The organism is Sphingomonas arenae (assembly GCF_016924655.1).
Taxonomy (GTDB): Bacteria; Pseudomonadota; Alphaproteobacteria; order Sphingomonadales; family Sphingomonadaceae; genus Sphingomicrobium; species Sphingomicrobium arenae.
This window is the reverse complement of the sequence record NZ_JAFFJU010000001.1, coordinates 578,075-600,614: the sequence shown is the minus strand read 5'-3', so window position 1 is coordinate 600,614 and position 22,540 is coordinate 578,075. Positions and strand designations below refer to the sequence as shown.

22 protein-coding genes are annotated in these 22,540 nt (G+C 67.3%); 10 read left to right on the top strand and 12 right to left on the bottom strand.

Annotated features, from left to right (window positions below):
- Position 1: 1 nt before the first annotated feature.
- Both JT720_RS03015 and JT720_RS03010 read right to left on the bottom strand, forming a co-directional pair.
- On the bottom strand, positions 2 to 973 hold the full coding sequence (locus JT720_RS03015) for a diacylglycerol/lipid kinase family protein (protein ID WP_205479262.1): 972 nt from the start codon (positions 971 to 973) through the stop codon (positions 2 to 4).
- A gap of 1 nt (position 974) precedes the next feature.
- Positions 975 to 1,481, bottom strand: a complete 507-nt coding sequence (locus JT720_RS03010; protein ID WP_205479261.1) for a DUF2141 domain-containing protein — start codon at positions 1,479 to 1,481, stop codon at positions 975 to 977.
- A 116-nt stretch (positions 1,482 to 1,597) separates the two neighbouring features.
- Between JT720_RS03010 and lptF the strand changes: the two genes are divergently transcribed.
- The 4 genes from lptF to JT720_RS02990 all read left to right on the top strand — a co-directional run bounded on the left by lptF (position 1,598) and on the right by JT720_RS02990 (position 5,423).
- Positions 1,598 to 2,806, top strand: coding sequence for an LPS export ABC transporter permease LptF (gene lptF, locus JT720_RS03005; RefSeq protein ID WP_205479259.1), 1,209 nt, complete (start codon positions 1,598 to 1,600; stop codon positions 2,804 to 2,806).
- Positions 2,806 to 3,900, top strand: coding sequence for an LPS export ABC transporter permease LptG (gene lptG / locus JT720_RS03000; RefSeq protein WP_205480142.1), 1,095 nt, complete (start codon positions 2,806 to 2,808; stop codon positions 3,898 to 3,900). Before lptF ends, lptG begins: the two co-directional genes overlap by 1 nt.
- Positions 3,897 to 4,520, top strand: a complete 624-nt coding sequence (locus tag JT720_RS02995) for a thioredoxin domain-containing protein (RefSeq protein ID WP_205479258.1) — start codon at positions 3,897 to 3,899, stop codon at positions 4,518 to 4,520. The genes lptG and JT720_RS02995 overlap by 4 nt, the downstream gene beginning before the upstream one ends.
- Positions 4,521 to 4,598: 78 nt before the next feature.
- Complete coding sequence (locus JT720_RS02990) at positions 4,599 to 5,423, top strand: sterol desaturase family protein (protein WP_205479256.1); 825 nt, start codon at positions 4,599 to 4,601, stop codon at positions 5,421 to 5,423.
- A gap of 74 nt (positions 5,424 to 5,497) precedes the next feature.
- Here the strand turns inward: JT720_RS02990 and JT720_RS02985 are convergent, their stop codons facing one another.
- Positions 5,498 to 6,118, bottom strand: coding sequence for an FxDxF family PEP-CTERM protein (locus JT720_RS02985; protein WP_205479254.1), 621 nt, complete (start codon positions 6,116 to 6,118; stop codon positions 5,498 to 5,500).
- Positions 6,119 to 6,408: 290 nt separating this feature from the next.
- Between JT720_RS02985 and JT720_RS02980 the strand changes: the two genes are divergently transcribed.
- A complete protein-coding gene (locus tag JT720_RS02980) occupies positions 6,409 to 7,251 on the top strand; it encodes an N-acyl amino acid synthase FeeM domain-containing protein (protein WP_205479253.1) in 843 nt (280 codons plus the stop codon).
- A gap of 9 nt (positions 7,252 to 7,260) precedes the next feature.
- Here the strand turns inward: JT720_RS02980 and JT720_RS02975 are convergent, their stop codons facing one another.
- Both JT720_RS02975 and JT720_RS02970 read right to left on the bottom strand, forming a co-directional pair.
- On the bottom strand, positions 7,261 to 8,715 hold the full coding sequence (locus tag JT720_RS02975) for a hypothetical protein (protein WP_205479251.1): 1,455 nt from the start codon (positions 8,713 to 8,715) through the stop codon (positions 7,261 to 7,263).
- A gap of 120 nt (positions 8,716 to 8,835) precedes the next feature.
- Positions 8,836 to 9,408, bottom strand: a complete 573-nt coding sequence (locus JT720_RS02970; protein ID WP_205479250.1) for a DUF1993 domain-containing protein — start codon at positions 9,406 to 9,408, stop codon at positions 8,836 to 8,838.
- 129 nt (positions 9,409 to 9,537) lie between these two features.
- On the opposite strand from JT720_RS02970, the gene JT720_RS02965 reads away from it, so the two are divergent.
- The 3 genes from JT720_RS02965 (at position 9,538) to JT720_RS02955 (ending at position 11,917) form a co-directional block, all read left to right on the top strand.
- A complete protein-coding gene (locus JT720_RS02965) occupies positions 9,538 to 10,362 on the top strand; it encodes a hypothetical protein (RefSeq protein ID WP_205479249.1) in 825 nt (274 codons plus the stop codon).
- A 57-nt stretch (positions 10,363 to 10,419) separates the two neighbouring features.
- A complete protein-coding gene (rlmB, locus tag JT720_RS02960; RefSeq protein WP_205479248.1) occupies positions 10,420 to 11,163 on the top strand; it encodes a 23S rRNA (guanosine(2251)-2'-O)-methyltransferase RlmB in 744 nt (247 codons plus the stop codon).
- Positions 11,164 to 11,314: 151 nt separating this feature from the next.
- Positions 11,315 to 11,917: a DNA-3-methyladenine glycosylase family protein gene (locus JT720_RS02955; RefSeq protein WP_205480140.1), complete on the top strand. Its 603-nt coding sequence runs from the start codon at positions 11,315 to 11,317 to the stop codon at positions 11,915 to 11,917.
- Between the two features lie 79 nt (positions 11,918 to 11,996).
- On the opposite strand, the gene JT720_RS02950 is transcribed toward JT720_RS02955, so the two are convergent.
- From JT720_RS02950 to JT720_RS02935, 4 genes are all read right to left on the bottom strand, one after another.
- Positions 11,997 to 12,161 carry a hypothetical protein gene (locus JT720_RS02950; protein WP_205479247.1) on the bottom strand — a complete coding sequence of 55 codons (165 nt, stop codon included), beginning with the start codon at positions 12,159 to 12,161 and terminating at the stop codon, positions 11,997 to 11,999.
- Positions 12,162 to 12,286: 125 nt separating this feature from the next.
- Positions 12,287 to 13,567, bottom strand: coding sequence for a hypothetical protein (locus JT720_RS02945; protein WP_205479246.1), 1,281 nt, complete (start codon positions 13,565 to 13,567; stop codon positions 12,287 to 12,289).
- 118 nt (positions 13,568 to 13,685) lie between these two features.
- The gene (locus tag JT720_RS02940) at positions 13,686 to 14,378 is read right to left on the bottom strand and encodes a pirin family protein (protein WP_205479245.1); all 693 of its coding nucleotides are present in this window, start codon (positions 14,376 to 14,378) and stop codon (positions 13,686 to 13,688) included.
- Between the two features lie 38 nt (positions 14,379 to 14,416).
- The gene (locus JT720_RS02935) at positions 14,417 to 14,941 is read right to left on the bottom strand and encodes a gamma carbonic anhydrase family protein (protein WP_205479243.1); all 525 of its coding nucleotides are present in this window, start codon (positions 14,939 to 14,941) and stop codon (positions 14,417 to 14,419) included.
- 93 nt (positions 14,942 to 15,034) lie between these two features.
- On the opposite strand from JT720_RS02935, the gene JT720_RS02930 reads away from it, so the two are divergent.
- Positions 15,035 to 17,614, top strand: coding sequence for a PAS domain-containing sensor histidine kinase (locus tag JT720_RS02930; RefSeq protein WP_205479241.1), 2,580 nt, complete (start codon positions 15,035 to 15,037; stop codon positions 17,612 to 17,614).
- Positions 17,614 to 17,976, top strand: a complete 363-nt coding sequence (locus tag JT720_RS02925) for a response regulator (protein WP_205479239.1) — start codon at positions 17,614 to 17,616, stop codon at positions 17,974 to 17,976. The genes JT720_RS02930 and JT720_RS02925 overlap by 1 nt, the downstream gene beginning before the upstream one ends.
- Positions 17,977 to 17,982: 6 nt before the next feature.
- Here JT720_RS02925 and JT720_RS02920 read toward each other — a convergent pair whose 3' ends face one another.
- The 3 genes from JT720_RS02920 to JT720_RS02910 form a co-directional block, all read right to left on the bottom strand.
- Positions 17,983 to 18,684 (bottom strand): methyltransferase domain-containing protein, encoded by a 702-nt coding sequence (locus JT720_RS02920; RefSeq protein ID WP_205479238.1) that lies wholly within the window; start codon positions 18,682 to 18,684, stop codon positions 17,983 to 17,985.
- A gap of 1 nt (position 18,685) precedes the next feature.
- Positions 18,686 to 19,813, bottom strand: a complete 1,128-nt coding sequence (prfB, locus tag JT720_RS02915; RefSeq protein ID WP_205479236.1) for a peptide chain release factor 2 — start codon at positions 19,811 to 19,813, stop codon at positions 18,686 to 18,688.
- A gap of 112 nt (positions 19,814 to 19,925) precedes the next feature.
- The gene (locus JT720_RS02910; protein ID WP_205479234.1) at positions 19,926 to 22,505 is read right to left on the bottom strand and encodes a penicillin-binding protein 1A; all 2,580 of its coding nucleotides are present in this window, start codon (positions 22,503 to 22,505) and stop codon (positions 19,926 to 19,928) included.
- Positions 22,506 to 22,540 lie beyond the last annotated feature (35 nt).

Sequence of the window (22,540 nt, the reverse complement as noted above, 5' to 3'; positions counted from 1 at the left end):
CTCAGGCCGCCAGTCGGACGAAGGACAGGGGCGAGGCCGGGCTCAGGTGGATGGGCTTGCCGATGCTGGCGTGGAACATCTCGCCGTCGAGGATGACGCTGGACTGGTCGCCTTCGATGCTGATCTCGTCCGCTTCCTCGACATGCACGCCGTTGAGCTGACCGCGACCAAGCCGACCGGCGAGGCCCGCGATCACGCCGCGCAGGACCGAGGAGGGGCGCTGCTCGATGGCGAGCAGCTTGAGCGGTCCGGACCCGCGGCCATGAAGGTCGCCCCCGAGCAGCAGCTTTTCGAGCGTGGTCACGGCCAGCAGTGCGAAGCGGCCGCTGATCATGCCGCCCTTGCTGGAGACCTGCAGCGGCATGGCATCGGGCGGCAGGAAGCTCGCCCTGATGCCCAGCAGCTGCCGAAGCAGGACCGCAAAGGCCGTGATGACATGGCTGAGGCCATTCGGCAGCCCGAGCGGATAAATGCGGTCACGGCAATAGAGCATGGTGTCGGCAAGGCCGGCGCCGCCGAGGAACATGCCGATGACCGGGCGCTGTTCGCCCGGGCCGCAGCGCAAGGCGATGAGTTCGCGCGCGACGAGGTGCGGAGAGAGGTCGGCTTGCGCGAGGTTCGCGAGCCGCTCCAGCGCGACGATCGGATCGCCGTGGGCACCGAGGTCCAGCGCGATGAGGTTGGTCTTGCCGCTCGGGAGCACCGCGACGGGCGGCGTCGCCTCCCCGAAGTGGCCGCCATTGTGCAGCTCGGTCAGGGCCGCCTGCACGGTCCCGTCGCCGCCGTTGATGACGAGCATCTTGGGCTTGACGCGCGCGATGGTCTTCAGCGCCTCGCCGATCTGGTCGGCCTGCTCGACCTCATAGTGGAAGATGTCGGGCCGTTCCGCACAGAAGGCGCGGATGCAGGGCAACTGCTTCACGTTGCCGGTGGAGCGCGGATTGGAGAGGAGGGCGATGCGCGCCTGGGCCATGTCAGCCTTTCACCGGGCCGATACGCAGCCCCTGCAGATACTGGAGCTGAACCGGGACCACGCGTGGGCCGCTGCCGACGCTGACCGCCGTCGCCTGGAACCGGGGCCTCAAGCTGGTGAGGCTCAGCCTCGGGTTGCGCGAGAAGCCGCCACCGTCGGTGCGGTCCTTCTGCTTGTCGCCATCGACGTCGTGGTGGACCGCGACGGCATAGGTGCCCGGCGCGGGCACGGCGATGCAGACGTCGAGTGCATCCCTGGATTGCACCGGCACGCGGACCTTGCGTAGCGAGCCGCCCTTCTGGAGGTAGCCGTCGGGCCCGTAGAGGACGACCCGAACCGTTCCCGCAGCCTGCTTGAACCCGCGCACCTGGACGTGGAGCGACGGCTTTCCACCGTTGCACGCGGCCGCATCCTTGCCGACCACCGCGGCCGACACGGGCGCGAGCGCCAGCAAAGCGGGCAGGGCCAGCCCGGTCGCGGCCAGTGCGAGGAACGGAAGTTTGGACATGCTTTTGTACGCCAATCCGTTATAAGCCGTGTGTGGGGCGCCGGGACTGAGCCCAGCGTCTGTGTTCCATCTCGTGGCCCTTTGCGGCCAAATCGTGGTGTTCCGGCGACAAATTCGTGCGCAGCCTTTCCCTGATCGACCGCTACATCGCCCGGTCCATTGCCGTGCCGCTGCTCGGCACGCTGCTGCTGGCGGCCATGCTGCTGGTGCTGGACAAGATGCTGCGGCTGTTCGACTTCGTTGTGAACGCCGGCGGGCCCGTCAGCGTGGTGTGGCGGATGCTGGCCAACCTGCTCCCCGAATATTTCGCGCTGGGTATCCCGATCGGGCTGATGCTGGGCATCCTGCTGGCCTTCCGCAAGCTGGCGCTGTCGTCGGAGCTGGATGCGCTGCGGGGCCTCGGGGCCGGGTTCGGGCGTCTGCTGCGGGTGCCGTATGCCTATGCGTTCGGGTTGCTGCTGCTGAACCTGTTCATCGTCGGCTGGCTGCAGCCGTGGACCCACTATGGCTATGAGCGGCTCCGCTTCGACCTCAGGTCCGGGGCGCTCGGCGCGAGCCTCAAGGTTGGGGAGTTCAACACCCTGTCCAACCGCTTCACCCTGCGCATCGACCGTTCCGAGAAGGGTGGCACGCAGCTGCACGGCCTGTTCGTGCAGGTGGACGACAAGGCCGGCCGGTCGGTGGTGGCCACGGCCGAGCACGGGCGATTCCTGGCGACGGACGATCCTGACACCATCCTGCTACGGCTGGAGCGCGGCCGGCTGATCCAGCAGTCGCCCAAGTTCCAGACGCCGCGGACCCTGGCGTTCGAAAGCTACGACCTGCCCATCAACCTGCCGCGCGTGGACAGCTTCCGGCAGCGCGGCAACGCGATCGACGAGCTGACGCTGCCCGAGCTGACCCGGCAGGCCTACGGGGGCGGCGCGACCGGCGAGGCAAACCTGGCGGCGCGTGCCAACCTCCACTTCCGGATGACCGAGGTGGTGATGATGCTGCTGCTGCCCCTGCTGGCCGTGGCGCTGGCGGTGCCGCCCAAGCGAAGCGCGTCGGCGCTGGGGATCTTTGTCGGGATCGTGATCGTGGTGGCCTACCACAAGGTGAACCAGTGGGCGGAGGACGCGGGCGCGCAGGGGCGGCTGAACCCGGAACTGGCGCTGTGGGTGCCGTTCCTGATCTTTGCGCTGCTGATCCTGTGGATGTACCACACGCTGGCCAGCAAGCCCGGAGGCCAGCCGATCGGGGCGCTGGAGCGCGGGGCCGGACGCGTCGGCAAGTTCGTGCGCGGCCTGCTGCCGCAGTTCGGGCGTGAGGCCGCAGCGACGTGATCAACCTTCAGTTCTTCCCGTCCAAGCGGCTTGCGCTCTACAGCGTCCGGCTGTTCCTGACCCGCAGTTTCGCGGTGCTGGTCGCGCTGGTGCTGGTGCTGATGACGCTCGACCTGCTGGGCGAGAGCGGCAAGATCCTGGCGGTGCCGGGCAATGGCGAGGCCGAGCTGTGGCGCTACGTGTCCTATCGGGTGCCGATGCTGATCAGCCGGTTCCTGCCGTTCAGCCTGCTGCTGGGCGCGTTGATCACCTTCACGGCTCTGAACCAGCATAGCGAAGTGATCGCGATGAAGGCGGCCGGCATCTCGGCGCACCAGATCCTGGCGCCGCTGATCGTCGCGAGCCTGTTCGTGGCCGGAGCGGCGTTCGCCTTCAACGAGTTCGTGGTGACCAAGTCGACCCGGATGGTGACGGCGTGGGACGACAACGACTATCGCCCATTACCGCCCGAGAGCGGGATCCTGAGCAATGTCTGGCTGATGGCCGGGGACGACCTGGTTCGCGTGCGCCACGCGGCCGGGTTCGGAGCGAACGTGCACGCCGAACGGATCACCATCTACCAGCGCGAGGATAACCGGCTGGAGCGGATCGTCGACGTCGAGCGCGCCGACCCGGTCGATGGCGCATGGCTGCTGAAAGGCGTGAAAATCTACGATAGCCGCATGAGCCTGGTGCGGCAGGTGCCGCAGATGCGCGGGCTGGAGGGGGTCGAGCCGGCGCAGATCAAGCTGGCGAAGGTGGATCCGGAGGAACGCGACTTCTTCGCGCTGCGGGAGGCCATCGGCGAAATGAGGGCGGCGGGTCGTCCGACGTCCGAGGCTGAGGCCGGGCTGTGGCACAAGGTGTCCGGGCCGCTGTCGAGCCTGCTGATGCCGCTGCTGGCGGCGGTGGCGGCATTCGGCCTCGCCCGTTCAGGCAACGTTCTGCTGCGCGCGACCATCGGCATGGCGCTGGGGTTCAGTTACTTCGTGGCCGACAATTTCGCGATCGCGATGGGGAATGTGGGCGCCTACCCGCCGCTGATGGCGGCCTGGGCACCCTTCTTCCTCTTCCTGCTGATCGGGGAAACGGTGCTGGTGAGGAGCGAAGAGTGATCAAGTCGTTGCTGATCGTTGCCGCCGCCGCCCTCGCAGCGGGGAGTTCGGCTCCTGCGCCGTCGCTGGTGCGGGTGGGGCCGGCCAAGGCGGCCGACAGCCTGGTGGAATATGGCTCGCTCCATTGCCCGCACTGCGCGCACTTCGCGGAACAGGGGCTGCCGGAGATCGCCAAGCGGGTGCGGGTGGGGAGCCTGCGCTTCGAGTTCCGGCCGTTCCTGATTTTTCCGCAGGACATTCCCGCGACGCTGATCGCGCGCTGCGTGCCAGCGCCCAGGCGGCTGGCGTTCATCGAGGACTATTACCGTAACAGCGCCGCAGTGACCGAGCGGGTGCGGGCTTCGGCGAGCCAGCTGAATGCCGTCAAGGAGCAGGGCGTGCCGGCGCTCAATCGGCGGGTCGCCGCGGTCGGAGGAATGAAGCCGATTGCGGCGCGGCATGGGCTGACGGGGGCGGCGGTCGACCAGTGCGTCAGCGACCCGAAGAACATGGCCTGGCTGGAGAGCGCGCAGACCTCGGCCCAGGCGGCCGGTGTGACTGGAACTCCGACGTTCGAGGTGAACGGGGAGCGGATGAGGCTGGCCACCGCGGACGATCTTCGGGCCGCGCTCGACCGCTAGCCCAAAGGCGGTCCTACTTCCGCCGCATTGCGGTTGCAGAAATGTGACCCATATCCGGAGTGATCCGGGAAAAATCCAATGCAATTCGAGGCAAGCGACGTGAAGAGCGAAGCGGTGAATGGCGGCATCTGGCGGCGGTCCCACTATCTGGACCGCATGACGCTGAAGGAGCTGTGGGTCGCCTATTTCCAGTATCCGGCGATCATTGCCTACATCCTGCTGTCGGCGGTGTCGGTCGGCGTGTGGTTTGCCCATCCAGCGGGTGCGCTGCAGACGGCCGCGGCCGTGGGCATCACCGTGGTGGCCTATCCGCTGGTCTGGTACGCGCTGCACCGCTGGGTGCTGCATTCGAACTGGATGTTCAAAGTGCCGGTGCTCGCCTCCACCTGGAAGCGCATCCACTATGATCACCACCAGGATCCGAACCACCTGGAGGTGCTGTTCGGTGCGCTGCACACCACGCTGCCGACCATTGCGGCGGTAACGCTGCCGATCGGCTATGCGATCGGGGGCATCGGTGGCGCGGCGGCGGCGCTGGCGGCGGGACTGGTCACGACCTGCGTGTACGAGTTCGTGCACTGCATCCAGCACCTGGCCTACAAGCCGAAGAGCAAGATCATCGCGGAAATGAAGAAGCGTCACATGGCGCACCACTTCCACGACGAAAAGGGCAATTACGGCATCACCAACTACTTCTGGGACAAGGTGCTGGGCACTTTCTACGACCGCTCGGAACGGCCGAAGAAGAGCCCGACCGTGTTCAACCTCGGCTACACGGACGAGGTGGCGGTGCGCTATCCGTGGGTGAAGACGCTGTCCGGCGGCGTGGTCGCGACTGGCCATCCGCGCAAGCGTGAGGGTGTTCCGTCCAGGCGTGCCGGCGGGGAGCGCGAGGCCGCCTGATCGGCTGCTCCTCTCGCGCAGGTACAAAAAGGGCGGCCCGAGGGCCGCCCTTTCCGTTCGCGAACCCTGTGGGTTCAGGCGACCTGCATCGCCGGAAGCGCGCTGCGGCGGCGACGCATCGCGAACCCGATCGCGCCGAAGCCCAGCAGCATCATCGCCCAGGTGCCCGGCTCGGGAACCGCGGACGGGATGAAGGTCGCATTGCCGCCGTACGAGCCGAGGCCACGCGAAACGCCGGTGACTTCGATCGTGTTCAGGATGCCGGAGAAGATCGGCACGTTGTTGATCGCGAAGCTTTCCGAAGCGCCGCAGGTGCCGACGCCACGAACGGCGCAGACATTGCCGCTCGCGTCGCGGAGGACGAGGGTCGCGGCGATGCCGTTGACGAGCACGGAGGTGAAGTCGAGGTCGGTCCCGCCGAGGAAGTCCTGCAGCGTGACGCTGGTGATGACCGAACCGCTGCCCGTGCCGTTCTGCGGAATGGTGAACTGGAACAGGTCGGTGAAGTCGCCGGCGGTGATGCCAGTGTGACCGAAGGTGGCCGCAATCGGGCCGTTGAAGATGTCACCTGCGACGACAAAGGTGGTTCCCGCAGGCTGCTCGCTGGGGGTGATGACCGTGGTGGCGGCCTGGGCCGGCACGGCTGTGAATGCAAGGGCGGATGCGGCCGCCAGCAACCCGAGTGTACGCTTCATTGGGAAACCTCCGCTGACTGATTAAGAATCTCTTAACCATTGCGGAAATCATCAACTCGGCAGGAGGTTCCGCAATCCCGATCTGAAACAGCCCATTGCTCCGAGCCCGTTGCGTGGAGGCAACAGGGCCATTTCTCGTTACGTTACCGTAACTTAAGCAGTAGCAGGAACAACTCGGCGCAACCTGCTCACAGGTGAGCGCACAACGAACAGCAGCGTCTACCCTTGCTAACCTGCAGGTCGCAGTAATCGCACGGCCTTGGGACACGATCTGGAATCGTGGGGGGATAATGAAGTTCAAGTGGCGAAGTTCCCGCGAACTGCGGCGAGCCGATGAAGTGCCTGCGGATCCGACGCCGGGTGCGCACCTCCATGCGATCGACCTGCCGACCCGCCACGGGTCGGAGCCGGAGACGATGACCATTCGCCTGGCGGATTGCGACGGGCAGCGGAACCGCGCGAACATGCTGCTGAGCCGGATGTACGAGTGGCGCGGCTATGGCCCCAGCCACCCGCTGCCGGTGCAGCCCAACAGCGTGACCTTCACCGCCACCAACGCCGAGGCGACGATCGGCACGCTCACGCTGACCGTCGATTCCGACGCGGGGCTGGCCGTCGACCGGACGTTCAAGGACGAGGTGGATGTGTTCCGCCGTGCGCCCGGAGCGAGGCTGTGCGAGCTGACGCGGTTCGCTTTCGACACCTCTAGCCCGGCGCGGCCGCGGCTGGCGGCGCTGTTCCACATCATCTTCATCTATGGATCCATGCATTATTCCTGCACGGACCTGCTGATCGAAGTGAACCCGCGGCATCGGCGCTTCTACGAGGCCATGCTCGGCTTCCATCCGGTGGGGGAGCCCAGAACCAACGCCGGGGTCGGCGCGCCGTCGCAGCTGATGTGGCTGAACGTCGGCGCCATCCGCCGCAACATCGACCGGCATGGCGGGCGGGCCGACAACGGGCGCTCGCTTTACCCGCATTTCTTCTCGGCGAAGGAGGAGCAGGGCATCTACGGTCGGCTGGTCAGCATGGCGGAGCAGGCGGGGGCCATGCGGAGCCTGAGCGCACGGAGCCTCCGCACGGGCATGTCGCGATCGGTTGCGAGGCTGCTGGAGCTGGTACGGGCGGCCTAATCGCTGTGCTTATCGGGGCTGCGGTTGCCGGCGTTCACGAACGTGCACGGTGGCGATCTCGTCCGAATGGATCCGCCGCCACCCGGGTACCTTGTCCAGCTTCGCGGATAGCGCGTCGGCCTTCCAGAGGATCACCCACTCGATGCCGTAGCGATCGGCGGTTTGCTGGAACAGGCGGACGTCGCCGTCAGACATTCGATCGAAGTCCAGCGTGAAGCGGTCGCCGTACATGTCGGCACGACCATCGATGAAGACCTTCACCCCCCGCAGGATCAGCGGGCCGCCGAAGCTGTAGGTGTTGAACACCGGCTTGGACCGGAGCTCCGCGGGCACGGCTTCGAATGCGCCGCCCATGTAGCCCGGGGGTGACTTGGGCTCGAGCGGAACCATCAGCCGGACGGCGCTGATAAGCAGGAAACCGGCTGCGAGCAGGACGACGGTCCAGCGGTCGATCGCCGGCGCGGGAGCTGGCCGGTCGCGCCCGGTGAACCGGGCCATGGCGAGGGGAATCACGGCCAGGACGGTCACCAGCGCGAACAGCTGTTGGTGGCGAATGTGCTTCAAGGCCATGTAGGCGAGGGCGGCGGTCAGCAGCAGCCGCACGATCCCGACCCGGCGCCAAGACAGCGCCGCGAAACCGACCACGACGACGAAATAGGCGAGGAAGATGCCGTCGCTGATGACGCGCGTCTGTCGCCACTCGCCGATTACGCTGAGCGCTTCCATGCCGCTGACCTGGAAGGGGTAGAGGAACCCCTGGATGCCGAACGGGGTCACGCACGCGGCGGCGAGGCTCAGCAATCCGAAGGGTACCCAGGCGCGCAAGGTGGCGGCGGGGGAGCGATCCTGGACCAGCGCTTCCAGGGCGAAGACGCCGACCAGCCCGAGGCCGACGATGTAGCTGGCGTGCATGTTCGCCCAGACGACCATCAGCAGGATGGCGAGCAGTGGCGGCGCACGGTGAGCCTCGCGGGCGCGAAGCAGAAGGAGCAGCCAGCTGACCAGGATCGCCCAGGCGAACAGGTGGGGCCGCGCCAGCGTCGCCGCAAACAGGATGTTGAAGACGGCCGCGACCGTGGCGAGCATCCAGCGCACCGGAAAGTGGCGGCTGAGCTCCCGCCCGATCAGGAACAGGGTGAAGGCGAAGGCGGCAACAAAGGGAAGCGCCAGCGCGCGCCAATCGGCGAGATCGTAGGCGAGCGCCATCGGCACCTCGGCCAGCCACTCGTGCGCATGCCAGCTTTTGCCCGGCATGGTGAAGGAAAAGGGATCGTGGAACGGGACCGCGCCATGCTCCAGGATCCAGCGGCCGGTGGCGATGTGCCAGCTGGTATCGCCATCCGCGAACAGGCTGGTGTCGAAGGCCACGTAAGCGGCCGCGAACAGCGAGAACAGCGCGGCGACAAGCGTGCCCGACAGGCTTACCAGCCACGTCCATCTCGACCTTTGCGCGGTTTGCAGCATTCGCCCCCTTGCCCCCTGTGAAGAGGCTAGCAGGGCTGGCCTGAGCGGCAAGCTGGGGGACGTCTTCAACGAACCGTGTGCCCGGAAACGGGACAGCGGCCCATCCCCTCGGCATGTGGATCAGTCCGTCGGCGCGGTTCCTGGCCGCAGGTAGGCCCACATGTGCGGGACGTAGTCGACCTTGCCGAGCGGCACGCCCGCCTGCCGGAACAGCGCGTAGATGATCATGTGATGAAAGGCGACCTGGGGAAGGGCCCAGTCACGGACGTAGGTCTCACCCGTCATGTCGAAGACCATGCCGGTCGGAAGTTCGTGGGCGAGCGGCTTGTCGGCGGCGGCGTCGAGCTCGCCCGGGCCCACCGCTTCCACCACGGCAAGGGCCTCGGTCACGCGGGCGCGGCCCTGCGCCCAGGTGCCGGGCTGCTCTCCGCCGTCGCGGCCTTCCTGGCGGATGACGAGCACGGCCTCAGGGACGGGCTCGCCACGGAGCCGGTAGAGCGGTTCTTGCGCCTGGAAAGCCAGGAACCGCAGCTGCGTGGTCAACGGGAACATGTCGGGGGCGAGGCGCAGGCCAAGCAGCCCGTCCGGGCTCTCGCCGCGTTCGGCCGTGAAGGCCTCTGCCTTGTCGAGCCAACCCGAGAGGGCCCGCAGCTGGTTGACGAGGCTAGGGACGAGGAGGTCGGTAAGGGTCATGGGCGTCCTTGTGGGGGGAAGCTGGCGGCGAGGGCAAGTGCGCTGCAGCCCATGCGGAAGCATTATCCGCGCATTTGCGCCATTGCCTGTGCTATGCCCGCGTCCGAGCAACGGTAGGGGGACACTCCGATGCCTTACCCACGTGCGCCTTACTGTGTGCTGGTTTGCGTCGCGGTCATCCTTGCCGGCTTCTGGCAGAGCTACTTCACACTGTGGAACAGCGTTCCGTGGCAGTTCCACGCGCACGGAGTCGCGGCGAGCCTGTGGGTGCTGATGGTCCTGGCGCAGAGCTGGACGCCGCACCACGCTATGCTCAACCTGCATCGCGCGTTCGGCAAGTCGAGCCTGCTGCTGTTCCCGTTCCTCATCGGCGGGCTGATGGCCATCATCGACGTGACCGCCAAGGGCTTCGCCGCCGGCAACGATCCGGTGCGGGTCCGGTTCGGCGGAGAGATGCTGATCGGCCTTGCACTGGCGATCGCGGCCTACCTCGTCCTCTACTATCGGGCGCTCAAGTTCCGCCGGAAGGTCTGGACGCATGCCGGCTACATGCTGGCCACGCCGCTGATCCTGTTCGAATCTCCGCTCAGCCGGATCTTCAGCGCAGTGATGCCCGGGCTGACCATCCAGGGTCCGCAAGACTTCGACCGGCTCATCCCCTCCATTCTCTGGGCCATGGCGGTGGAGCTGGTGGTCGTCGCCGTGCTCTGGTGGCGGCTGCGAGAAAAGGCGCGGCCGTTTCTTGTCGCCGGTCTGTTCATCGTCGCGCAGATGCTGACCATGGGGCTGATGAGCCGCAATCCGGCACTGGAGGCCATTCTGGTCGCCCTGGCGGCGGTGCCGAGCGCGAGCCTGGTGCTTGCGGGCATGGCGATCGGAGCCGCGACCAGCTGGGCCGGGTGGCACGCAGGCAAGCGCGCGCCGGTCAGCGGAGTCGCAGCGCAGGCGGCCTGAGTGGCTGGCAGGCGCACTTCGTTTGCGTCGGCGGCGGGGTGGTGACAAAGGCGTGCCATGTCCCGCCGCAAGAAATCGCATCAAGGCCATGGCTCCGCCAACCGCCCCCGCTTCTGGGGCAAGCATGCCGTGGCGGCCGCGCTCGACAATCCGGAACGGCGGGTGCTGAAGGCCTGGTCGACCCGCGAGGCGGCTGGCTTCATGCAGTTCCCGTCCGACCTGCCGGTCACCTATGCCGACGTGGCGGATCTCGGCCGGCTGGTACCCAACGATGCGCCGCACCAGGGCGTGGTGATCGAGGTTGAGCCGCTGGAGGACATCTGGCTCGGCGACCTGCTCCGTGACGCGGACGAGCGCGCCACGCTGCTGGTGCTGGACCAGGTCACGGACCCGCACAACGTGGGTGCGATCCTGCGTTCGGCGGCGGCATTCGGAGCGATCGGGATCGTCACTCAGGACCGGCATTCGCCGCCGGAGAGCGGGGCGCTGGCCAAGGCGGCGAGCGGCGCGCTGGAGCGGATGCCGTGGGCGCGTGTGGTCAACCTCGCCCGGGCGCTGGAGGAGATCGCCGAGGCGGGGTTCTGGCGGATCGGACTTGCCGGCGACGCGCCAGGTGAGCTGAAGGAGGCGCTCGGTCCGCCCAAGGTTGCACTGGTGCTTGGTGCCGAGGGGCCGGGACTGCGCCAGAATACGCGCGAGCATTGCGATGCGTTGGCGCGGCTGCCGATCAGCGACGTCGTGGAGAGCCTGAACGTGTCGAACGCGGCGGCGGTGGCGCTCTACGCGGCGAGCGTGGCGTGACGGTGTGGGCTCACCGTGAGGCCGTCGGAGGGTGCTCGGGCTGCGCTTCGACAAGCTCAGCGGAAGCGCGTTGCGTTCGGTGGGCTCCCGAGGCCGCTTCGACAAGCTCAGCGAGAGCGCGGAGGTAGTTTTGGTCCGAACCACGCAGAGCATGGCGGTGGCGCTCGATCATCTCGGAGCGGTGGAGCCGGCCTTTGCCGCGGTGCTCGATCGCCACGGCGCGCCCGAACCGCGGTGCAGCGATCCGGGAGCGACGACGCTGCTCAGGACCATCGTCGGGCAGCAGGTCAGCGTGGCCGCGGCCCGCTCCATGTGGGCCGAGCTGGAGAATGCCTATGGCTCGCCGCCGGACCTCGAGGCGGTGCTGAGGGCCAGCGACGACGAACTGCGGCTCGCCGGCCTGTCGCGGCAGAAGGCCGGCTATGCGCGGAGTCTGGCGGGGCTGGTGCTCTCGGGCGAGCTCGACCTTGGCTCCTTGCCGGCGGATGACGAGCAAGCGATCGCACTGCTGACGCGGATCAAGGGGATCGGCCGCTGGAGCGCGGAGATTTACCTGCTGTTCGCGGAAGGGCGGGCCGACGTGTGGCCGGCCGGAGATCTGGCGGTGCAGATCGAGATCGGGCGGCTGATGGGGCTGGAAGCGAAGCCCAGCGAGAAGCAGCTGCGGACGATCGCCGAGCCTTGGCGTCCGCACCGGGGCGCGGCGGCCGTGCTCGCGTGGCACAGCTACAATTCGATCGGAACCGCGCTCTAGCAGAGGCCAAGGCTGCAGCCGAGCTAGATGACCTCGCAGGACCTTGTCTGCGGCAGCCCGGGTAGACGAGCGGCGGGCGTCAGCTCTTTGGCGTGAAACCTGTCACGGCCCGGCGGACTGCCGTCCAGGGACGTCGGCGCCATCCTTCGCGCGGGCGCCGTTCAAGACGAGCGATCCCAGCCTGGATTTCCTGTTCGGCGAACGTGCGGTTCGACAGGGCGAGGATGAGCGGGAGGTGCGACATGGGCGTCTCTTGAAGGGCGATGATAGGCTGAATGTGGGTGCGAGGCACGGATGTGGGTGCATCGGCGCCGCGCCACTACCCCCTCGTCTCGGCGATGCAAGCGGAAGCCGGATGTATTCGTATGCTTAGCGCCGAACGCCCGAAGGGAGCAGCTTGGCGGCGACGCTGCGCCACTCGCGGGGGCCCTGATCGACCCGCAGCGGGCCGAGCTTGTCAGCACCCGGCTGGCCGACGCCGACCAGGAACGCCGCCGACGTGCGGCCCGCGCCGCTGCTCCAGCGATAGGCGGCATTGAAGGAGACGATCGGCACGAACAGACGGCGGCCCTCGACCGCATATTCCCGCATCGCCGCACGCTGCAGCCGCACCTGGCTCTGCAACGGAAGCGTGCCGAGCGGCGGCACGGCGTCGATCCCGTCCCCGGGAATCTCCGGTCGCGCGAAGAAGGCGTTCAGCGCCTCCTCCTGCTCCTCGCCCGCGTTGATGATCACGGCTTCGACGATCACCTGGCGAGCGGGCATGCTGCCGCTGTTGCGGACGACGATCTCGAAGTCGATCACGACCTCCGTGTCGGTCAGCACGGCGCGAAGCGGAGCGAATTCGAGGTCGATCCACGGACGCAGCCGAGTGGACACGATGCCGACGGGCGCGGGCGGCGGCGGCGGGGTTTCGGCTGCCGGCCGGAGAGGCGGCGGGATATCGGCCGCGGGACGGAGCGGCGGCGCAGGCGGAGGAGTGGGTGCTGGAGCCGGCTCGGGCGCTGGCGCGGAACCGGCGAAGGCGAGTTCCCCGTAGCGACCGCCCTCGCTCCGGCTCGACCCCCGGCGGAACCAGAGCAGCCCGGCGATCCCGGCCAGTGCCGCCAGGAGCAGCCACGGCCACAGGCGCGGAGCCGAGCTGGCCGTCGTGCTCTCTTGCAGCGGCGCGTCGGTGGACGGCGGCCCGAGGTCGTTCGGGGAGGTGATCGGCGGAGAGAATTCCTGCGCCGGCGTGGGCGGCGGGAGATCGAGGCTGAGCGACGGGGCCGGAGCCGCGGTCTCGGCGGGTGCCTGAGTGGGCCCGGGTGCCGCTGGCGGGGTCGCCTCCGCCGTGCCCGCCGGCTGTGTCGCGGGCGGAGGGCGATTGGCAGAGGAAGTCGGCTGTGCCGGCGTGGAGCGGGTCGCCGTAGTCGAAGGTGAACCGGTCGCTGGAGCCGTCCGAGACGCCGGCTGCTCGTCGGAACGGCGCGTTACCGTTCCAGGAAGCGAGAAGTCGCGCAGCTGTTCTGGTCCGACCGTATCTGCGCGCGGAGCGGGCGGCGCCGGCACATCGACCGTCGCGGCGCTATTGTTCTGCGCCACCGCGGGTGACGCGGCGAGCAGCAGGACAAGCAGGAACGAGGCAGGCGCGCGGCGACCGTCAGGCACTTGGCGGATGGTATCCCTTGTGAGCGGCCGGCGCCCCCAGACGTCCCTGCGTCTGGCCAGCCTGTGCTTTGCCGCGCCTCATGCCCGGATACGGGCGCTGGTTCAAGGCGGCTGTGGCCTAGCGGGCGTCCACCAGCACCAGTTCGGCGTCTTCCTCCGCCTCAATCCGGAGGCCATTCTCGCCGGTGATCGCCACGCCGTCGCGGGCATTGGCCGTCACTCCGTTGACCCGGACCCGGGCGCTCGGAACGAGGTACAGGTGACGATCCGGGGTCACTTCCAGCGCGATGCTCTCTCCCGCCGGCAGGGTAGCGCCAAGGATCCGCGCATCCGCGTTAATGGTGAGGGCGCCATCGTTCGCATCGCCGCTCGCCAGCAACTGGAAGGCGCCGTTGCGGGCTTCCTTGGGGAAGGGCATTGCGCCCCAGCCAGGCTTGGCCGCCGGCCGGTCGGTCTCGATCCAGATCTGGAAAAGGGTCGTCTCCTCATCCTCCAGATTGTACTCGGCGTGGGTGACGCCGGTGCCGGCGCTCATGACCTGCACGTCGCCGGCCGCGGTCCGGCCCTTGTTGCCCATGCTGTCCTGGTGCGTGATCGCGCCGGTGCGGACATAGGTCACGATCTCCATGTCTCGGTGCGGATGGGGCGGAAAGCCGGAGCGGGCGGCAATCCGGTCGTCGTTCCACACCCGGATCCGGCCCCAGCCCATGCGGGCGGGATCATAGTAGTTCGCGAACGAGAAATGGTGGCGCGCATCGAGCCAGCCGTGATCGGCGTGGCCGAGGGTGGAGAAGGGGCGAATGTCGATCATGAGCGGAAGGTGGGACGTTCGCGTAAAGCCGCCAAGTGTCAGGCTTGTAACCGCAGCCCGGCGGCGTATCGCTGCGCCCGTTCGGCGTAATGGGCGGCGCTCATCTCCAGCATGGCGAGTTCCTGCTCGGTGAGCGCTCGAAGCGGACGGGCGGGGGAGCCGACGATCAGCAGGCCCGGTTCGTAGGTCTTGCCCTCCGTCACCAGCGCGCCCGCGCCGACGATGCAACGTGCGCCGATGAAGGCGCGGTTGAGGATGCGTGCGCCCATGCCGATGAGCGCGCCGTCGCCGATGGTGCAGCCGTGCAGGATGGCCTGGTGACCCACGGTCACGCCCTTGCCGATAGTCAGCGGCGCGCCGGGATCGGAATGGCAGACCGCCCCGTCCTGGATGTTGCTTTCATCGCCCACGATAATGGGCGTGTTATCCGCGCGGATGACCGCACCGAACCAGACGCTGGCGCGCTGGCCCAGGCGAACGTCACCGATCAGGTCTGCGGAGGGTGCGGCCCACGCGCGGTCTGAGAGCGTCGGGGCAAGGCCTTCGAATTCGTAGCTTGGCATGGCGAGAGGCTAGGAGCCCTCACCCCAACTTTCCAGCGCGATGACATTTCGCCCTCTTTCCACGCGGCGTTCGAGGCGATAGCGCGGCGAGCGATGCCTGTATTTCTGGACGGTGGCGGCGAGTGCGGCGCCCTCATCAAAGCGCGAGACTGGTCCGGGAGCCTGGGCCCCGTTGCAAGCTGGTCGCAAAGCCTGAAGGCCGCGACCGGCCTGCTGCTTCGTTCCCCCGTGCCCATGGTGATGCTGTGGGGCGAGGACGGCATCATGATCTACAACGACGCTTACTCGCTGTTCGCCGGAGGGCGGCATCCGCAGCTGCTCGGATCCAAGGTGCGGGAAGGCTGGCCGGAGGTCGCCGACTTCAACGATCATGTGATGAAGGTCGGCTTGGCAGGCGGGACGCTCAGCTACAAGGACCAGGAGCTGACGCTTTATCGAAGTGGCGCTCCGGAACAGGTCTGGATGGACCTCGATTATTCGCCGGTGATTGGGGACGATGGCCGCCCGGCCGGCGTGCTTGCCGTGGTGATCGAGACAACGGACCGGATTCGTGCGGTGCGGGCGCTGCGTGATCGGGAGCGGCATCTTGAAGCGTTGTTCCAGCAGACAAGTGCCGGAATCGCGGAGGCTGACCTCCAGGGGCGTATCATCACGGCGAACGACCGCTACTGCGAAATCGTCGGCCGAGCGCGCGAGGACCTCCTCAGCATCACCATCGCAGACCTCACGCATCCGGATGACTTACCAGAGAACCAGGTTCTACTGGGCAAGCTCCTTGCGAATGGCGAGTCCTTTCGCATCGAAAAGCGCTACGTTCGTCCAGAAGGTGAGGCCGTTTGGGTCAGCAATGACGTAAACCTCGTCCGGCACGAAGACGGACAACCCGCAAACATCGTCGCCGTCTGCGTGGAAACCGGAGATAGGCGCCGAGCCGAAGAAGCCCTGCGGGAAAGCGAGGCTCGGTTCCGCAACATGGCAGACCATGCACCGGTGATGCTGTGGGTGACCGATGCGGACGGGCGCTGCACCTATCTCAATCGCTCATGGTACGAGTTCACCGGTCAAACCAAGGAACAGGCTGAGGGCTTCGGGTGGCTGGATGCCACCCACCCGGACGACCGAGCTGAGGCGGAGCGCGTGTTCCTTGAGGCCAACCGTCGAGGCGAGCCGTTCCGGATAGAGTACCGGCTGCGGCGGCACGATGGTAAATACCGGTGGAGCATCGACGCGGCCGCCCCCCGCTTTGCGCCGACGGGCGAGTTTTTGGGTTATATCGGGTCCGTCATCGACATCGATGAGCGGCGAGAGATGGAAGATGCCCTTCGCGACAGCGAGGAGCGCTTCCGCAACATGGCCGACAACACGCCGGTCATGCTGTGGGTCACTGACGAGACCGGCTACTGCACCTATCTGAACCGCCGCTGGTACGAATATACCGGACAGGCCCCCGGCGAAGGCGCGGGCCTAGGGTGGTTGAAGGCCGTGCATCCCGATGACCGGCAGAATGCGGAGCGCGTCTTTCTGACGGCGAACGACGAGCATCGACCTTATCAGGTCGACTTCCGGCTTCGGCATTCGGATGGAGGCTATCGCTGGTGTGCCGATACAGCCGAACCGAGGTTTGACGGGTCGGGGCGGTTCCTGGGGTACGTCGGGTCTGTCGTTGACATCGACGAGCGTCGCGAAGCTGCCGAGAAGGTGCGGCTGAGCGAGGAGATGCTGCGCAGCGTGATCGAGCAGATGCCGGTTGGCGTCGCCGTGGCCCGGGTCCCCTCTGGCGAGATCTTCGAGTATAACCAGGCGCTGGAGGACATGCTCGGTCACCCGATCCTGTCGGAGGATGCGTCCACCTACAACCGCTACGGCGGGATCGACGAGGAGGGGAATTCCCTGCCGCCGGAGGCCTACCCACTCGGCCGGGCGGTGATGTTCGGCGAAACGGTGGTCGGCGACGAGATGCGCTACCGGCGCGCCGATGGTCGGATCATCCACTTGCTCGGCCATGCGTCTCCCGTGATCGGCCCGACAGGCAAACCCGATATCGCGGTGGTGACCTTACAGGACATCACCGATCGCAAGAGGGCGGAGCAGCACCAGCGGCTGCTGATCGACGAGCTCAGCCACCGCGCCAAGAACCTGCTCGCAATCATCCAGAGCGTCGCGCAGCAAAGCTTCAAGAACGGCAGCTCCCCCGCCGCGATGGTCGCGAGCTTCGAGGGCCGGCTGGGCGCACTGGCGGCCGCGCACGGCATCCTGACACGTCAGCGCTGGGAATCCGCGCCGCTGCGTCAGGTCATCTGCGACACGATTACCGCCGTGAAGGCCGATGACCATCGCCTCCAACTCGACGGCCCGGACCTGATGGTGGCGCCGAAGACGGGCGTGAGCATCGCCATGGCGGTCCACGAACTGACGACCAATGCCGTGAAATATGGCAGCTTCAGCAATGACGAGGGCACGGTCTCTGTTACATGGAGGATCGAGGACGGACGGCTGAAACTGGAATGGCATGAGCGCGGTGGTCCTCCCGTGCAGCCTCCGTCGAAGCGTGGCTTCGGCAGCCGGATGATCGAGCGGGGACTGGCGGCCGAACTGGGCGGCAAGGTGAAGATCGACTTCGATCCGGAGGGCGTGGTCTGCCGGGTCGATGCTCCCTTCGCCGAGGCGGACTGATGCTGGCCGGCAAGCGCATCCTGCTGGTCGAAGACGAGCCGGTGATCGCTTTTGCGGTAGAGGACATGCTCGCCGACATGGGCTGTGAGGTGGTGGGTCCGGCGTTTCGGCTGGACGACGCGCAGGACCTTGCCCGAGCCGAAAGGATCGATGCCGCCATCCTGGACGTGAATCTGAACGACCAGCGCAGTTACGCCGTCGCGGAGGAGCTTGAACGGCGCTCCATCCCCTTCCTGTTTGCGACCGGATATGCGGAAGGCGGAGTGGAGTGGCCCGGCAGCGCGGCGCTTCTGCCAAAGCCCTATCGCGCCGACCAGATCCGTGCGGCACTGGAACAGCTGTTCGGCGCTGACGCCGGCTAAAGCCGTCTATTCCTTGAGCTTGCAGGCCTGGATCGCACTTGGGGCCGGTGCTGGACCGGACGCGCGGAACGCGGCGAAGTAGCTGTCGCCGCCGGGGAGCCGGGAGAAGCGGTCGAGCGTGAGCCCCACGGCGCGGAACTCGCATTCCAGCAACGTGGGTGGGGTGCCATGGCGCGGGATGGGCCGGTCTGCGTCGACGACGATGATTTCGGCGCCGGGCTTCAGTCCTGAGCGCAGGTTCCAGAGGAACTCGTACGGGCTCGCCACCTCATGGTACATGTGGACCAAGAAGATGCGGTCGAAGCTTGCAGGTGGTAGCTTTGGGTCTTGCGGCAGTCCGAGCTGGACGGCGACATTGTCCAGATTCTCGCGCTGGACCCGCTGCACAAGCTGGTCGCGCACCGGGGCGGAGATATCTTGGGCGAGCACGCGGCCGCGAGGGCCGACCACGGGTGAGAGACGGACGGTATAGTAGCCTTCGCCGGCGCCGACGTCCGCGACCCACATGCCCGGCTTCACTCCGGCGCGGCTGACCACCTGCTCGAACTCGCCGATCCGGTCGCGCACGTCTTCGGTCGAGTAGGAATCGGAGACGATGGGTGCGACGACCCGTTGCGATGGCGGAAAGGAGGAGGGTTGCTGCGGTTGCGCCTGGCAGCCTGCAAGCGCAACCGCCAGTGCTACAAGGAGGAACCTGGCGCGGCTCACCTTAGTCCACGTCCTCCACCTCGACCTTTTCGCCCGTGACCCGCTGCGAGAGTGCAGCTGCCATGAAGCGGTCAAGGTCGCCGTCGAGCACGTCGCCCGGAGCGGTGGAGGTGACGCCCGTGCGGAGGTCCTTCACCAGCTGGTAGGGCTGCAGCACGTAGGAGCGGATCTGGTGGCCCCAGCCGATGTCCGTCTTGGCGGCGGCGTTTGCGTTCGCCTCCGCCTCCCGCTTCTGCAGTTCCACCTCGTACAGGCGGGCCTTCAGCTGCTTCATCGCTTCGGCGCGATTCTTGTGCTGGCTGCGCTGGTTCTGGCACTGGACCACGATGTTGGTCGGGATGTGGGTGATCCGGACGGCGCTGTCGGTCGTGTTGACGTGCTGCCCGCCCGCGCCGGACGCGCGATAGGTGTCGATGCGCAGCTCGCTCTCGTTGATCTCGATGTCGATGTCGTCGTCGACTTCGGGATAGACCCAGACGGAGGCGAAGCTGGTGTGGCGGCGGGCGGAGCTGTCGTAGGGGCTGATGCGGACAAGCCGGTGGACGCCGCTTTCCACCTTCAGGTTGCCGTAGGCGTTCTCGCCCTTGATCAACAGGGTCGCCGACTTGATCCCGGCCTGCTCGCCGGCGTGAAAGTCGATCAGCTCGACCTTCATGCCATGGCGCTCGGCCCAGCGCGTGTACATGCGCTGGAGCATCCCCGCCCAATCCTGGCTTTCGGTGCCGCCCGCGCCGGAGTTCACCTCAACATAGCTATTGTTGGCGTCGGCCTCGCCAGCGAGCAGGGCGGCGACTTTGTCCTTTTCTGCCCGCTCGGCGAGTTCCGCGAGACTGGCGACACCGTCGTCGACCAGGCTGTCGTCGCCCTCGGCTTCCGCCATTTCGATCAGCTCAACGGTATCGGTGAGCTCGGTCTCCAGCTTGCGCGTGGCGCCGATCGCTTCCTCCAGGCGGCGACGCTCGCGCATGACCTCCTGCGCGGCCTTGGGGTCGTCCCACAGGGTAGGGTCCTCGACCTTGGCGTTCAGTTCCTCCAGCCGCCGGAGCGCGCGATCCCAGTCGAGGAAGCGGCGCAAGAGCGCGGTGGCGGCCTTGATCTGGTCGGCGTGGGCTTGCGCTTCGGCGCGCATATGTTGTCTTCCTCTTTCGTCATCCCCGCGACGGCGGGGATCCATCTCCAGGCCGTCTCGCGGGCGTCAAGCTCAGGAGATGGACTCCCGCCTGCGCGGGAGTGACGGTCACCTAGTAAATCCCGCCCTGCCTCTGCAAGAAGTCGCTGTCGGCCGGCTGATCGGATTGTGGGCGGGGCGCGGACTGACGCGGCCGTTCGCGAGTGGCCGAGGCGCGCCGGCGCGGGCGTTCGCCTGCCTGGTCGGCGTTGGCGGCCGCCTCTTCGCGGCGGATGGTGCGGCGGGGTTCCGTTTCCGGCTTGAACGCCTCCCAGATGACGGGCGACTTGGGGTCCTCGCGGACAGGGAAGGTGCCGAAGACGCGCCGTCCGCTGGTGCGGTCGATCCTCACCATCCGGATGCCGGGCGGAGCCACGAATGGCACGGGCGGCACGTCCTTGAACGCCGCTTGCGCGAATTGCTTGAAGATCGGCGCGGCAATGCGGCCGCCCTGCGCTCCGCCGCCCAGCGAACGGGGCTGGTCGTAGCCGAGATAGACACCAGCGACCACGTCCGGCGTGCCGCCGATGAACCACACGTTGGTCGGGCCGGAGGTCGTGCCGGTCTTGCCGAACAGCGGCCGGTTGAGATCGCGCAGCACCGTCGCCGTCCCGCGCTCCACCACGCCGGTCAGGATGTGCACCATCTGGAAGCTCGCCTGCGGGTCCAGCAGCTGCTTGGTGCGGGAGGGCGGGCGAGGCATGGCCTTGCCGTCCCAGTCGGGGGCGTTGCAGCGACCCTCCATCACTTCGCAGCGATTATCCGTGCGGAAGATGACCTTGCCATTGCGGTCCTGGATGTAGTCGATGGTGGTTGGGGTGAGCGCCCGGCCGTGGTTCGCCAGCATGGCGTAAGCATTGGTGAGCTTGAGCACGGTGGTGTCGCCCGCACCCAGAGCGATCGACAGGTAGGGCTGGTAATCACCGACGCCGAGCTTCTTCGCGGTGTCAACGATCTTCTGCATGCCTGTCTGCGACGCGGCGCGGACCGTCATCAGGTTGCGCGACTGCTCCACGCCCCAGCGCATGGTCTTGGGGCCCGCGTAATTGCCGTCGAAGTTGCGGAAGCACTTGTTGCCGAGACCGGCGCCCTGCCAAACGCAGAAGGGCGCGTCGGGGATGATGGAGGCCGGCGTCATGCCGTTCTCCAGCGCAGTTTCGTAGACGATCGGCTTGAAGGTGGAGCCCGGCTGGCGCAGCGCCTGTGTGGCCCGATTGTAGCTGGACCCGCGCGCGTCGAAGCCGCCCTGCATGGCCAGCACCCGGCCCGTGCGCACCTCCTCGGCGACAAACCCGCCGCCGATCTCCGGGATGGAACGCAGCGCATAGCTGTTCCCGCCGGTCTTCTTGACGATGATGACCATGCCCGGGCGAAGGAAATTGAACGCCGCCGTGCTCGTTCCGCGCTTGGGCTGAACGGCGGCGGAGGCCGGCAGCACGCCGGTGTCGCCGTTGGTGAAGCCGATATCGGCCGAGCCGCCGCTCTTGCTCAGCACGACGGCCTTCTGCCAGTCGGGGAATCCAGTGCCCACCGCCGCCCGGTCGAGCTCGCCGCGCCAGTCGCCGTCGAGATCGACGCTGAGGCCGAGGTCGCGCCAGCCGCGCCCGCCGTCGAAGCGGGCCAGGCCCTCGCGCAGGGCCTCGGCCGCGGCGTCCTGCATCTTGGGGTCCATCGACGTGCGGACCCAGAGGCCGCCCGCATAGACGCCGTTCGAACCCTTTTCGGTGCCCTCGCCATAGCGGCGGATCAGCTCGCGGCGGACGTCTTCCATGAAGTAACCACCCTGCTGGCGGAACTTCTCGTTGCTGCCGTAGCGGATCGTGCCGAGCGGCCGGGCGGCGGCGTCTCGCCACTGGGCCTCGGTGATGTAGCCGTTGTTGTGCATCTCCCGGAGCACGTAGTTGCGCCGGTCCAGCGCTCGCTGCGTTGCACGGACGGGATCGTAGTTGGATGGAGCCTTGGGCAGGACGGCCAAGTAGGCCGCTTCGTGCAGCGCCAGGTCGGTCACGTCCTTGTCGAAATAGGCGCGAGCCGCGGCCTGGATTCCGTAGGCGTTCCGGCCGAGGAAGATCTGATTGAGATAAAGCTCGAGGATCTGCTCCTTGCTGAGCGTGTTCTCGAGCCGGAAGGCGAGGATCGCCTCGCGGATCTTGCGGCTGACGGCATAAGCGTCGTCCTGCAGCAGTGCCTTGGCGACCTGCTGGGTGATCGTCGATCCGCCGCGGGCGCGGCCGCCGCCGGTCGCCTTCTTGGTGACGAAGTCGCCGACCGCGCCGAACAGGCCCGGGTAGTCGATGCCGCCATGCTCGAAGAAGGTCTTGTCCTCGGCCGAGATGATCGCCTGGACGACCACCGGCGGATATTCGTCATAGTCGAGTTCCACCCGCCGTTCGCGGGCGAAGGTCTGGACGGGCTGCCCGTCGTAGCCGCGCACGTTGGTGGGCAGTGGCGGCTGGTACGCCAGCAGCTTCTCCGAGGAGGGAAGCCCGGCCGCAAAGGTCACCCATACCCCGATGAACAGCAGGTAGCCGAACGCTACCAGATAGAGCAGGCGGCGCACCCACTTGCGTGCGAGCCAGCCCCGCACGCGTGACGCGGCGCTCTGGTGAAGCTCGAACCAGCGAGGGGCGGCGGGGGTAGCGACGGCATCCATGCCCGGCCGCATCTAGCCCAGCCCAGCGGCGGGGA

Excerpts from the sequence above, each read along its gene's own strand:
- JT720_RS02935 (WP_205479243.1), bottom strand. The coding sequence starts at position 14,941 with ATGCCAAGCTACGAATTCGAAGGCCTTGCCCCGACGCTCTCAGACCGC.
- JT720_RS02925 (WP_205479239.1), top strand. The coding sequence starts at position 17,614 with ATGCTGGCCGGCAAGCGCATCCTGCTGGTCGAAGACGAGCCGGTGATC.
- prfB (WP_205479236.1), bottom strand. The coding sequence starts at position 19,813 with ATGCGCGCCGAAGCGCAAGCCCACGCCGACCAGATCAAGGCCGCCACC.
- JT720_RS02965 (WP_205479249.1), top strand. The coding sequence starts at position 9,538 with ATGCCTTACCCACGTGCGCCTTACTGTGTGCTGGTTTGCGTCGCGGTC.
- JT720_RS02980 (WP_205479253.1), top strand. The coding sequence starts at position 6,409 with ATGAAGTTCAAGTGGCGAAGTTCCCGCGAACTGCGGCGAGCCGATGAA.
- JT720_RS03010 (WP_205479261.1), bottom strand. The coding sequence starts at position 1,481 with ATGTCCAAACTTCCGTTCCTCGCACTGGCCGCGACCGGGCTGGCCCTG.
- JT720_RS02955 (WP_205480140.1), top strand. The coding sequence starts at position 11,315 with ATGGCGGTGGCGCTCGATCATCTCGGAGCGGTGGAGCCGGCCTTTGCC.
- JT720_RS02970 (WP_205479250.1), bottom strand. The coding sequence starts at position 9,408 with ATGACCCTTACCGACCTCCTCGTCCCTAGCCTCGTCAACCAGCTGCGG.
- JT720_RS02910 (WP_205479234.1), bottom strand. The coding sequence starts at position 22,505 with ATGGATGCCGTCGCTACCCCCGCCGCCCCTCGCTGGTTCGAGCTTCAC.
- JT720_RS02985 (WP_205479254.1), bottom strand. The coding sequence starts at position 6,118 with ATGAAGCGTACACTCGGGTTGCTGGCGGCCGCATCCGCCCTTGCATTC.
- JT720_RS02930 (WP_205479241.1), top strand. The coding sequence starts at position 15,035 with ATGCCTGTATTTCTGGACGGTGGCGGCGAGTGCGGCGCCCTCATCAAA.
- JT720_RS02950 (WP_205479247.1), bottom strand. The coding sequence starts at position 12,161 with ATGTCGCACCTCCCGCTCATCCTCGCCCTGTCGAACCGCACGTTCGCC.
- JT720_RS02940 (WP_205479245.1), bottom strand. The coding sequence starts at position 14,378 with ATGATCGACATTCGCCCCTTCTCCACCCTCGGCCACGCCGATCACGGC.
- JT720_RS03015 (WP_205479262.1), bottom strand. The coding sequence starts at position 973 with ATGGCCCAGGCGCGCATCGCCCTCCTCTCCAATCCGCGCTCCACCGGC.
- rlmB (WP_205479248.1), top strand. The coding sequence starts at position 10,420 with ATGTCCCGCCGCAAGAAATCGCATCAAGGCCATGGCTCCGCCAACCGC.
- JT720_RS02990 (WP_205479256.1), top strand. The coding sequence starts at position 4,599 with ATGCAATTCGAGGCAAGCGACGTGAAGAGCGAAGCGGTGAATGGCGGC.
- JT720_RS02975 (WP_205479251.1), bottom strand. The coding sequence starts at position 8,715 with ATGCTGCAAACCGCGCAAAGGTCGAGATGGACGTGGCTGGTAAGCCTG.